Consider the following 11817-nt stretch of genomic DNA (forward strand, 5'->3'; position numbering starts at 1 on the left):
TTGCAGCCCAAGAAAAAACCGCCGATTCGGCGGTTTTTTGTGAAGAGTCAGCCCCTGAAACCAGCCATGGGGCCGGCGGGTTCAAGGTCTCTTTCAATCTCGAGCGCTCCGCGCAGAAAGTGCATCTGCGAGGGGATTATTTCAACAGCGCGCTTGCGCGCTTCGGCACTGAATTCCGTCATTTCCCGAATCTTGGCCTTGCGTTTTTTGATGTTCATAACGTGCCCTCTCGCCATACATCCATAGCGCAGATTATGGCGGTAGCGCCGCGCCTCTGTGCGGTAACTATTTATAGCGAATGCATTTTTCGCGACCACATCACACATCAACCGCAACGCGGCTCTCTGCACGCTTGGCTCCCCGGCTAATCAGCCCCCTTGACCCTCAACTCGCGTTCCAGCCAGCGTTTCAAATCCGCCACCTCAGCCGTTGTAATCGTATGCCCTGCCCCGGCGTAGGAATGAAATTCCGGAACGATCAGCAGATTCTCCAGCACGGCTTTGGCATCCGTCGCGCCAGAGTAAGCCACGCGGGTGTCGGCCGAGCCGTGGCCGATAAACACTTTCAGCGATTTCAGGCGCTCATCAGGTTTCAAACGTGAATGGAGGGACGCGAGAATCTTGCCGCTCAAGGGTGCGATGCCGTGAACCAGTTCCGGGTATTGCAGGCCGATCTGATAGCTCATCATCGCGCCCTGGCTGAAGCCGACCAGGATCACTTTATCGGGCTGGGTCTGGTATTTCTCGGTGGCCTGCTGGATGAAGGTCCGCAGCAAGTCGGTGCTTTTGTCGGCGTCGCTGGTCACGCCCTCGTATTCGGCCTGATCGGTGTCTTGGGTGAACCACTTGTAGCCGCCGCCGTCGACTTCCTGCGGCGCACGCACGGAGAGGTAGGTGTAGCTCGAGGAGAGATCGTTTTTGATATCGAGCAAGTCGCGCTCGTCGCTGCCGTAGCCGTGCAGGAAAATGATCAGGGGTTTGTCTTTCGATTCAGCGGGCGCCGCTGCCACGTACGGCAGCGCCAGATCGGTGAGCAGCGCAGGTTCTGCGTGGGCCATGCCAGTGAACATGCACAGCAGCGCGGCGAAAAATTTCATCATGGGGGTGAGCCTTTTTTGCGAAAAACGTCGGGCTCATCATACGCAGCATGTCGCGAATGTCAGCCCGTGAGTGTTCGATCAGAGCTGTCGGCGGGCTGTATGGGAGCGGGTTTTCATCTTGGCCGGGGATGGGCAATACGTTCAGGCTCGAAGTACAACGGAACGGCCGAATACCCGTTGCGGTCTAGGGATAAGCACATCAGCCCGTCGCCGAACCAAGGAGCACCCGTGAATATTTTTGAAGCCCTGAGAGAAAGTCATGACCGGCAACGCGGCTATGCCGATGCCTTGATCCAAACCCATGGCGACAGCAAGGAACGCGTCGAAGCCTACAAACAGCTGAAAGCGGAGCTGCAGGCCCATGAAACCGCCGAAGAGCGCTTCTTTTATATCCCGTTGATGCAGTTCGACAACGGCATCGACCTCAGCCGCCATGCCATTTCCGAGCACCATGAAATGGACGAAATGATGGAAGAACTCGACGAGACCGATATGTCCAGCCCCTCATGGCTGGCGACGGCCAAGAAGCTGTCGGAGAAAGTCCACCACCACCTCAAGGAAGAAGAGCAGAAGTTCTTCCAGTCGGCGGGTAAGCTGCTGGACGACAAGCAGAAAGAGTCGCTGGCCAGTGAGTATCAGAAGGAGTACGAGGAGCAACTGGCTGAAGCCTGAGCCGCTCTGAATGCTGAAAGCCCCGATTCTTCGGGGCTTTTTTTTGGCTGCGTTTTCTGCCGTGTGTTCTTGTTCGCGATGCAGTGTTTCTGGTGAAGACCCGCTGGGTGCTGTCTTGGCGGTGTGCGCAGGAAGTTGCGCACCCGTTTGTTGGAAATGGGGCGATTGACCGGCGGGAGGCCACGTAGTTTGTGGCGTGCAGGCGAGTGAGCAAGAAGTTGCCCAGGGGTGCGCAACTTCTTGCGCACTATTTCTTTGTCTTTAGGTGCGGCGTTCACTAATACCTGCTTTTTCCTCTCTTAAGTCATTGATTTTAATTGGCTAATTCGTGGCTGGCACAGCCCTTGATATCTCCGTGGCCCCCGGCTCGGCAAACACGCCCGCCGGGTGGTTTTTTGAGCACGGAGAGCATCCTTGGCGACCCCCTTAAATCTGCCCGTTGGTGGTGAGAAACGCGAACCCCAAGTGGCGATCGTTCCGCTTGATCAGATTCAGCTAGAAGACGTTGGCGCCGGTGCGGCCAACGTTGACGCCTGGCTGCAGGAGATCAGTGGCGGGGTTGTCACGCTCGAGCGAATCAAAAGCGCGGCCGGGTTTCTGCCGGTGGTGGGCAACGTCATGGCGCTGGTCGATGCGCTGAATGACATCGCCACCCTCTCGAAAAGTCCGGAGCGTGAGCTTCTGGATTGGGTAAGCCTCGGCATTAATCTGATCGGGATGATGCCAATCCCGCCCACCATGGCAGCAGCGCGGATGAGCCTTCGTCCGATGCTGTTTCTGGTGCGTCAGGAAATGCGTCGGTCGGGCAAGGTTGTGTTGGGCGATGCGCTGATCGAGATTCTGATCGGGCACCTCAATGCCACCATTGTCGGGACCCTTGATGACTTTGTGCGTCAGGCGCAGGGCAAGCTTCCCGGGATTCTCGATGGCGCCGTGGCACTGGGCGAAAGCGTGTTTATCGAGATCGCCGATGGCCTTGAGAAGGTGGCCAAGGTTGCCCACGGCGCGAGGAAGGTCGTCGGCAAGCTTGACGCCGAAAGCAACCTAAATGAAGCGGTACACCTGATCAGCGTCTCCCGCGATCAGTGGGCGTACGACCACAAAGCTTCGATTGGCAACATGTTCGCTGCGGTTGCCGAACTCTACATCGCCGCAGGCAAAGACAAGGTCAATGACGTTGTCGAGACTCTGCTGCCCGAGGCGCTGGAAACCAAAGTCCAAGGTCACGCCGACTCGTTGCGTGCTATGGGCAAAGACCTCAGGACTCAGATAAATCGTCTGGCGGATCCAGAGGTTCAGAACTCCATCGGTTCGTTGCTGCAGACACTGGCCGGCGCGGTTGTCAGTTGGCGTTCGCGCAATGGGCATGGGCAGTCTTTCAACATCAAGCCTGGCGTTACCAATCAGGCCAAGCGCCAGGCGGGTGAAGGCAAGCTGGAGGCTGTTCAGCATGAGCGGCCTGCGAAGGGGCGGCCTAACGAGCGGAAGAAATGTGCGTGCCCGTGTCCTTGTGAGTGTGCGTGTGCGGCGACGCGGAACAGCATCAGTTTTGCGATGGGCTCGGAGTCGGTCAGTCACACCGATTTCAGTCTGCCGGGGCCGTTTCCGATTGAGTGGACTCGGACTTATTGCTCGAGCCTCGATGCCTACGATCAGGACGTTATCGGCGCACGCTGGATTACGCCGTTTACGACACGCTTTGATCTCGTCGGCGATGGTTTGGTCTTCCACGATGCCGACGGTCGCAGTCATGAATTCCCTCTGCCCAAGGTCAAGCTGTTTCACTTCGACGCCATTGAAAATCTGACCGTTATTCGCCTCAGCAAGGACCGGTTAGTGCTGATGCGTGGCCTGGAACACAGGGAAACCTATGTTCGGCGGGGTGGCCGTTTTGTTCTGATCAACAAGGTTTTGCCCAACGGCGCCGGGCTGATGCTGCATCACGAGCATCGGCACGGTGATCAGATGGTTCTTTCCGAGTTGGTGACTTACTCGGAAAAAGACGTCAACAAAGTCCATCTGCGCCTGGGTACGTTGATTGATGATCAGGGGCGGTTGACCGGCCTTTGGGAAATACGTGACGGCGACGTCAAACGCCAACTGTGCGCGTATCAATACGACGATTATTGCGATCTTGTTCTGGCTCAGGATGAGAATGGCGCCGCGTGGCGCTACGAGTATCAGAACCACCTGATTACTCGCTACACCGACCGCACCAATCGTGGTTTGAATTTGCAGTGGCAAGGAACAGGCCCCGACGCGAAAGCTGTCCGTGAATGGGCTGACGACGGCAGCTTTGATACTCGGTTGGCGTGGGATGAAAACATCCGCCTGACCTATGTCACCGATGCTCTCGGTCATGAAACCCGGCATTACTACGACAGCCTGGGTTACACGTACCGCATCTGCCACGCCGACGGGCGCTCTGAGTGGTTCTTCCGTGATGCTGCCAAGAACATCATCCGCCATGTTCACACCGACGGCAGCACCGACCGCTATCGCTACGACAAGCTAAGCAATCTGACCGAACACACCCGCGCTGATCACAGCGTGATGAATTACGCGTACGACGACAAAAGCCACCTGATCAAGATCAGCGATGGCGAGGGTGGCTTGTGGAAACGGGACTATGACCTTCGCGGCAATTTGGTTGAAGCGATCGACCCGCTAGAGAACGTTACCGAATACGCCTACAACTCGTTCGGCCTTCCTACAGCGATCAAGGATGCCAACGGCAATACAAAAGCGTTGGCCTACAACGACGCCGGACAACTCGTTAAGTACACCGACTGCTCGGGCAAGGTCAGTACGTGGGAGTACGACGAACGCGGCCAGATGGATCGCTTCACCGATCCGGCCGGGCACAGCACGACCTACGAGTACAAGTTAGGCCAGTTAGTGCTGATCAAGCATCCGGACAAAACCGAAGAACGTTTTAGCCGCGATGCCGAAGGTCGTTTGCTGGCGCATTCTGATGGCCTTGAACGCTGCACCACCTGGCGCTACACGGCTGCCGGTTTTATCGCCGAACGCGTCGACGCTGCCGAGCAAACCTTGCGTTACCGCTGGGACAAACTTGGTCGTCTCGTTGCGCTGGAAAACGAAAACGAACGCCGCGCGCACTTTCACTACGACCCGGTGGGCCGGCTGCTGCAAGAAAGCGGCTTCGACGGGCGATCCACCCGCTATCAGTACGATCCCGAAACCAGCCGCCTTGCGGAGACCATCGACGGCCAACGCACCATCGCGCTGACCTTCGACCCCGTGGGCCGCCTGACCGAACGCCGCGCCACCCTCGGCGAAAAGTCCCAGAGCGAAACCTTCGCCTACGACGGCAATGGCCATCTGGTCATGGCAACCAACGCCGTCAGCCGGCTGCAATGGTTTCACGACCCGGCGGGCAACCTGCTGCGAGAGCACCAGCACTACTCGAATCTGGATAAACCGCTGGTTGCCGTCTGGCAGCACGAGTACGACCCGCTTAACCACCGCGTCGCGACTATCAGACCGGACGGACATCGCGTCAGCTGGCTGACATACGGCAGCGGTCATTTGCTGGGTATGAAGCTCGACGAGCACGAACTGCTCAGTTACGAACGTGATGACCTCCATCGCGAAGTCGCCCGCCACCAAGGCAATAAACTGCTGCAAACCCAACAATGGGACCCGGCGGGACGCCTGCAAGAGCAACTGCTAGGACGTCCCGACGACAAAGCCACACTCATTAAACGCGCGTACACCTACGATGCCGCCGGCCAACTCACCGACATCAATGACAGCCGCCGCGGGCCGCTCAGCTACCGCTACGATCCCGTCAGCCGGCTAATCAATGCGACTAGTCGCTTGGGTGTGGAAACCTTCGCCTTCGACCCTGCGAGCAACCTGCGCAACGAAACCGCCACGCCCGTCCGCCGCCCACTCGACCCAGAACCAATTCAAAACAAACTCGTGGACAACCTGCTGCGCGACTACGCCGGCAACCACTACGAATACGACGAACGCGGCAACCAGACGGAGCGCTGGACCAACGGCCTGCGCAGCGAGCTGCACTGGGATCTCTTCGATCGCCTCGCGCATTTCCGAGATTCGCGCCTGGCTGTCGACTTCGGCTACGACCCACTGGGACGTCGCCTCTACAAACTCTCAAAAGCACACTACCGACCGCGCCCGGAAGCCGGCACTGGCTGGAACGAAAACGAACACGCCCGTAAAGAGCGCGAGCTCGGCTGCGGCTTCACCCTGTATGGCTGGGACGGCGACAACCTGGCGTGGGAAAGCAGTCCGCCGCCCTATGCCGGCGCGCTAGGCCGCACGGTGCATTACATCCACGAGCCCGGCACCTTCGTTCCCGTGGCCCAGGCCATGCGCCACGAAACCATCCGCCTGGTAAGCCAACCGACCTATCAGGGCCGCTACAACTTCAAGGAAGACCCGCTCTGGAACTACAAACCGGTAGCACTGCCCATCGACGTCCTAGCCTGGTACCAGTGCGACCACCTCGGCACCCCGCAGGAAATCACCGACCAAAACGGCAATACCGCCTGGAGCGCCCAATACAAAGCGTGGGGCGAAGCGAAAGAACAGCGTTCTGAATTCGCCCAACAAGTCGGCCTGACCAACCCGATCCGCTTCCAGGGCCAATACCACGACCACGAGACCGGCCTGCACTACAACCGGCATCGGTACTATGATCCAAAGGTCGGGCGGTTCATTAGCAAGGATCCGATAGGGTATTCGGGCGGGCTAAACCTTTACGCATATGCTGCAAACCCGGTGGAGTGGATCGACCCACTCGGCTTGCATAAAGTCATCGCAACGAACAGCCGTAGGAGCGCAATGAAGAAGGCGCAGCAACATGCCCAAGTCCCGCGAGTAGGTAGAGGAGGAAAGGACATTCCAATGGAACGACTCCACCCTAGTAGCCGTGGAGTAAATTGTGCCTGCCTAAAAAAACGAGGAATTGCCACGCTCGGTCGCGAAGTTGAAGAACAGCAGCTAGAGGTATTTGACCACCCAGATGGACATCCTGACTTGGTTGGGCCTGGACAACCGGAGCACCATGAAATGCCTCATGTCCACGCGACAAATAAAAAAGGTGAGGTGTTAATATTTACCTATCCGTCAGGCCGTAAAGGACACTGAGATGAAATACTATAAAATTATGTGCTTCAAAGCGGATTTCTCAGAGTTTAGAACTCAAGTGGATAATCTCATAACCGAAATGTCCGCGGGAAATCATGATGAGTTTGCGCTACTAATGGCAACTGACTTACAAAATAATGTTGGCTTCCATACCACACCTCATGGTAATGCCGCAATTCGCACGCTGGTTTCCAGATGCTATTCAGTTGATTTACAGCATTTAAGCGTCAAACGACCGCAGGCAGGGGACGTCGTGCGAATGTCTCGACTATTATTTCGGGAAAAGGATGGCAAGTTTGAATCATTGCTGAGCGAACATTCAAAATATGAAGCTGACCTAAAAAAATATAAAGTGATCTCAAGACACAGGCCTGCCGTGATGCCAACGATGTCAACACTTGCCGGCATGCTTAGGGACGAACGTTTGTCGATCACTGGGAAGGATTTATATGAAGCTTTAGACAAGACTTGCCACTATGTAATGCGGCGGGTGGTATCGGGCGAGCATGGCCGCGATGCATTTATCGTTTTCTCCTCGAATCTAGATTTCTTCTTCAGCGAATTCAAAGAGATAATCGCGGATCACGCGACAATTAAGTTTGTCAAAAGCACGCGCGAACTTATCTATTATTAACTTGAAGGGTTATTATAAAGGGGACAGACCCTTAAGCCATATTGACGATTCAGTGCACGACAAAGGTAGCGGAGATGTGACTTTCAGTAGAAAAACAATAGCGAGTTAAAGGGGACGGCTCCCTTTAACTTATCTTGCTTAGAACAAAGAGTGGTGGCTTTAAGTAACTTCTTGAAGAGCACGTCAAGTACGAGAGAAACCTAAAAAAAATCTGGTGATCAGTAGGCATCGACATGCCGATAAACCTAAAACATCCAGACTCACAGGAATTTTACAAGACAGCAACCTGCCAATATCTCACAAGAAATTATTCGAAGCTTTGGTGGAGACTTGTCACTATATCCTAGTGCCAACTATCTCTCGAGAACACGGACAGGATGCGTTTTTCGTATTTTCGAGAAATTTGGATTATTTCTTCGAAGAGTTTAACTCGATGGTCGATGGTCGATGGTCGTGGCGAGTTAACTTGTCTCGATAGCGTGGTAGAGCTGCCATTCAACTAAGTAAGCTCGTACGCCATTTCATAAAGTAAGATTGACTTAAACTAGCCCCCCTCTAACTCATTCGATCGCATTCACCCTATGAAAAACCTCACAGCTTTTACCGTACATGGCACGGCAACCGGCAGCCATAAAAGCATCCAACTTGATGAGATATCGATCATCGCGGATTCAGAAACCATGAGAGCTTTAGGAAATTTCCTGATCAATGCAGCGAAAGAAATGGCGCAATACGGTGTGGAACACCTCCATCTTCAAGACTTCGCCGAAAATTTCTCCCATGAAACCCAGGTGGATTTTATCGCCCTGAACCGAGAGCTTGTTGACCTTGCGAACGAATAAGCCCACCCACTCCAAACACAAAAAGCCCCGAATCATCGGGGCTTTTCATCACGGCACTTCGTTGATCCCCAGAATCAAGGATCAACCTGCGCCATCAACTCCGCCACCGGCTCCGTCCGCTTCGCATACCGCTGAGCCACCACCGCGCACACCATGAGCTGAATCTGGTGAAACAGCATCAGCGGCAAGATCAGCAACCCAATCGTACTTCCCGCAAACAGCACCTGCGCCATCGGCACGCCGGTGGCCAGGCTTTTCTTCGAGCCGCAGAACAGGATGGTGATGCGGTCTTCCTGATTGAAGCCGAACAGCTTGGACAGCAGGGTCGCAGCCACGAGCACCAGTGTCAGCAGCAGGCAGCACACTCCCACCAGCCCGGCCAGGTCCCAGATCGGTGTTTTCTGCCAGATGCCTTCGTTGACCGCTTCACTGAACGCGCCGTAGACCACCAGCAGGATCGAGCCTTGATCGACGAATTTCAGCCAGTTCTTGTTGCGTCCGACCCAGGCGCCAATCCAGCGCCGCATGATCTGGCCGGCAATGAACGGCAGCAGCAACTGCACGCTGATCTTGATAATCGCATCGAGGGTCGAGCCACCTTCGCCGTGAACGTTCAGCAACAGCGTGACCAGCAGCGGCGTCAGGAATATCCCGAACAGGCTGGAGGCCGCCGCGCTGCAGATCGCCGCCGGGATATTGCCGCGCGCCAGTGAGGTGAAGGCGATCGCCGACTGTACCGTCGCGGGCAGCGCACACAGGTACAGGATGCCCATGTACAGGTCCTCGCCAATCAGGGGCGACAGCACGGGTTTGAGTGCCAGACCGAGCAAGGGAAACAGGACGAATGTCAGCCCGAATACCAGCAGGTGCAGGCGCCAGTGCCCTGCCCCGGCGATGATCGATTCGCGGGACAGTTTGGCGCCGTGGAGAAAGAACAGCAGCGCAATGGCAATGTTGGTCAGCCAGCCGAAGCCAACGGCCACTTGCCCGGTGGCCGGCAGGAAGCTGGCGATGATCACCACGGTGATCAGCATGAGGGTGAAGTTGTCGGGGAGAAAGCGGGGGCGGGTCATCTGCGTCATCCGAAGGTGCCAGGAACATGCCCGTCACTTTAGCGCGCAATGCACGTGCCGACTAACGCCAATAAGTCGATCAATAGCGCCTAACGGACAACTCGGCCGATCTGGACCTACCGAGTACCTGTTCCCGGCTAAAGCCGGTCCCACTAGACGCAGGGGGAGCCGCTTGCCAGACATTGCGTCGACAAGCGGATCAGCGATAACCCGGGTTATGTCAGGCAAGACCGCCCTGAATCACGCGCATCACGGTCACCCGACGCTGGCCCGGGTTGTCGGCGATGAGGCGGGACAATGCGGCTTGCCACTTCAATATGTCTTTCTCTTTCGAGAGCATCATCAGTTGTTCCCAGCCCATCGGCCCACGGGGGCCAGCCTGTGCAGCGGATATCTCGGGACTGTCTTCGCGTTTCAGGAGGTTTGCTGCAATTTCCGAGAGAGTACTCATGGCCGGCTCCTGGGCGTGCGCGTCGTGGCGCATGCCGATTCAAAACGAAAGGTGATGTCAGGAGTGCCTTCGCGCCAATTTTCGGTGATCAAGGCCGCCTGTAACAGGGCTGTAGCAAAGTTCAGACCAACAGAGGCCTGGCCGCCTCTCACTCATTTTCCCCTTCAAAACTGTCAGGGAAAGACCGGTTCAACCACCCCCAATGTGCCATCACGAACAAAGCGGTCTCGCTGAGCTTGCAACCCTCCTACCCCGCCTCATGTGTAACGCCAGCGTGTCACTTGATGGCAAATGTTTGTCGAATTTGTTACATATTTGAGAAATCTTGATACATTTTTAACTAAATCGCTGGACGATCGTCCCAACCCTGTGCCAATTTTTCCTCGCTTCATGCACCAAGCGAGTGATTGGATGACCTCGCACCTGAGGTCATTCGGTCGTTTTTTTTCACGCAGACAAGGATATGTCTGAATGTCGAAACTTAAACTCAATGCCCTCGGCGTCACGCCGCAGGGTCCAAGCTCTGCCTACAACCAGATCAACACGTTCAGCCACCAATATGATCGAGGCGGAAACCCGATCAACGGAAAACCGTCGTACACGGTGGACAAGGCAGCCGACTACATCTTGCGCGACCATGCCGCATGGGCAGACTCGAACAAGAGCGGCACCATCGAGTTGACCTATACCTTCCTGACCAGCCGACCCGCCGATTTCGATCGCACCCTGGGCACGTTCAGCGCCTTTTCGGCGCTGCAACAATCCCAGGCCAAGCTGTCGATGCAGTCCTGGGCCGATGTCGCGAAAGTCACCTTCACCCAAGCCAATTCCGGCGGTGACGGGCACATGACGTTCGGCAACTACAGCGGTGACAACGGCGGCGCGGCGTTTGCCTACCTCCCTGATAGCGGCTCGTATGCAGGTCAGTCCTGGTACATGATCAACAACAGCTATCAGGTCAACGCCAACCCTGGCACCAGCAACTACGGGCGCCAGACCCTGACCCACGAAATCGGCCATACCCTGGGCCTGTCGCACCCCGGCGATTACAACGCCGGCAACGGCAACCCGACCTATGCCGATGCCACCTATGCCCAGGACACTCGCGGCTACAGCGTGATGAGCTACTGGAGCGAAACCAACACCGGGCAGAACGCCAAAGGGGCTTACGCCTCGGCACCCTTGCTCGACGATATTGCCGCCGTACAAAAGCTGTACGGTGCCAATCTCGCGACACGTGCCGCAGACACCACCTACGGCTTCAACTCCACAGCAGATCGTGACTACTACTCGGCGACGTCCTCGTCGTCCAAGCTGGTGTTCGCGGTATGGGATGGCGGTGGCAAGGACACTCTGGACTTCTCCGGCTACACCAGCAGCCAGAAAATCAACCTCAACGAGGCTTCGTTTTCGGATGTCGGCGGCCTGGTGGGCAACGTGTCCATTGCCAAAGGTGTGGTCATCGAGAACGCCATCGGCGGCTCGGGCAATGACCTGATCATTGGCAACAGCGCAGCCAACGAACTCCGTGGTGGTGCCGGCAACGACATCATCTTCGGTGGCGGCGGTGCCGATAAACTGTGGGGTGGTACGGGCGCGGATACGTTTGTATTCGCGGCCAGCAGTGACTCACGGCCGTCGGCGCCGGACCAGCTCATGGACTTTGTCAGCGGTCAGGACAAAATCGATCTGTCGGCCATGCCGGAGTTTGCGACAAGCCACATCCCGCTGACGTTCGTCAGTGCGTTCAGCGGTACGGCAGGTCAGGCCATGCTGTCCCAGATCAGCACTGGCAGCACCTTGTCGATCGACCTTACGGGCGACCGTGCGGCCGATTTCATGGTGAACACCGTAGGCCAGGCCGCCACGACTGACATCGTGGTTTAAGCCTGAGGGGGCGGCGT

At 56.4% G+C, this 11817-nt stretch carries 9 protein-coding genes; 5 read left to right on the forward strand and 4 right to left on the reverse strand.

Annotated elements, in window-relative coordinates:
• Nucleotides 1–47: 47 nt before the first annotated feature.
• Both M1E04_RS16510 and M1E04_RS16515 read right to left on the reverse strand, forming a co-directional pair.
• Nucleotides 48–218 (reverse strand): hypothetical protein, encoded by a 171-nt coding sequence (locus tag M1E04_RS16510; protein ID WP_456291730.1) that lies wholly within the window; start codon nucleotides 216–218, stop codon nucleotides 48–50.
• Between the two features lie 146 nt (nucleotides 219–364).
• On the reverse strand, nucleotides 365–1099 hold the full coding sequence (locus M1E04_RS16515) for an alpha/beta hydrolase (RefSeq protein ID WP_456291731.1): 735 nt from the start codon (nucleotides 1097–1099) through the stop codon (nucleotides 365–367).
• 228 nt (nucleotides 1100–1327) lie between these two features.
• Between M1E04_RS16515 and M1E04_RS16520 the strand changes: the two genes are divergently transcribed.
• From M1E04_RS16520 to M1E04_RS16535, 4 genes are all read left to right on the forward strand, one after another.
• Nucleotides 1328–1771, forward strand: coding sequence for a hemerythrin domain-containing protein (locus tag M1E04_RS16520; RefSeq protein WP_065989270.1), 444 nt, complete (start codon nucleotides 1328–1330; stop codon nucleotides 1769–1771).
• Nucleotides 1772–2185: 414 nt separating this feature from the next.
• Nucleotides 2186–6913 (forward strand): RHS repeat-associated core domain-containing protein, encoded by a 4728-nt coding sequence (locus M1E04_RS16525; protein ID WP_456291732.1) that lies wholly within the window; start codon nucleotides 2186–2188, stop codon nucleotides 6911–6913.
• Between the two features lies 1 nt (nucleotide 6914).
• Nucleotides 6915–7547: a hypothetical protein gene (locus M1E04_RS16530; protein ID WP_456291733.1), complete on the forward strand. Its 633-nt coding sequence runs from the start codon at nucleotides 6915–6917 to the stop codon at nucleotides 7545–7547.
• Nucleotides 7548–8128: 581 nt separating this feature from the next.
• Complete coding sequence (locus M1E04_RS16535; protein ID WP_192134483.1) at nucleotides 8129–8389, forward strand: Imm32 family immunity protein; 261 nt, start codon at nucleotides 8129–8131, stop codon at nucleotides 8387–8389.
• A 74-nt stretch (nucleotides 8390–8463) separates the two neighbouring features.
• Here the strand turns inward: M1E04_RS16535 and M1E04_RS16540 are convergent, their stop codons facing one another.
• Together M1E04_RS16540 and M1E04_RS16545 are read right to left on the reverse strand one after the other, a co-directional pair.
• Entirely contained in the window at nucleotides 8464–9462 is a 999-nt protein-coding gene (locus M1E04_RS16540; RefSeq protein ID WP_456291734.1) for a bile acid:sodium symporter family protein, read from the reverse strand.
• 220 nt (nucleotides 9463–9682) lie between these two features.
• Nucleotides 9683–9913: a hypothetical protein gene (locus M1E04_RS16545; protein ID WP_296310027.1), complete on the reverse strand. Its 231-nt coding sequence runs from the start codon at nucleotides 9911–9913 to the stop codon at nucleotides 9683–9685.
• 471 nt (nucleotides 9914–10384) lie between these two features.
• On the opposite strand from M1E04_RS16545, the gene M1E04_RS16550 reads away from it, so the two are divergent.
• Nucleotides 10385–11800 carry a serralysin family metalloprotease gene (locus M1E04_RS16550; RefSeq protein WP_065989262.1) on the forward strand — a complete coding sequence of 472 codons (1416 nt, stop codon included), beginning with the start codon at nucleotides 10385–10387 and terminating at the stop codon, nucleotides 11798–11800.
• Nucleotides 11801–11817 lie beyond the last annotated feature (17 nt).

The sequence above is a fragment of the Pseudomonas sp. AK106 genome, from assembly GCF_053903055.1.

What these genes read in the sequence shown, in the direction of transcription:
- M1E04_RS16510 (WP_456291730.1), bottom strand. Translation starts at nt 218, where the DNA reads ATGAACATCAAAAAACGCAAGGCCAAGATTCGGGAAATGACGGAATTC.
- M1E04_RS16515 (WP_456291731.1), bottom strand. Translation starts at nt 1,099, where the DNA reads ATGATGAAATTTTTCGCCGCGCTGCTGTGCATGTTCACTGGCATGGCC.
- M1E04_RS16530 (WP_456291733.1), top strand. Translation starts at nt 6,915, where the DNA reads ATGAAATACTATAAAATTATGTGCTTCAAAGCGGATTTCTCAGAGTTT.
- M1E04_RS16535 (WP_192134483.1), top strand. Translation starts at nt 8,129, where the DNA reads ATGAAAAACCTCACAGCTTTTACCGTACATGGCACGGCAACCGGCAGC.
- M1E04_RS16540 (WP_456291734.1), bottom strand. Translation starts at nt 9,462, where the DNA reads ATGACCCGCCCCCGCTTTCTCCCCGACAACTTCACCCTCATGCTGATC.
- M1E04_RS16545 (WP_296310027.1), bottom strand. Translation starts at nt 9,913, where the DNA reads ATGAGTACTCTCTCGGAAATTGCAGCAAACCTCCTGAAACGCGAAGAC.
- M1E04_RS16550 (WP_065989262.1), top strand. Translation starts at nt 10,385, where the DNA reads ATGTCGAAACTTAAACTCAATGCCCTCGGCGTCACGCCGCAGGGTCCA.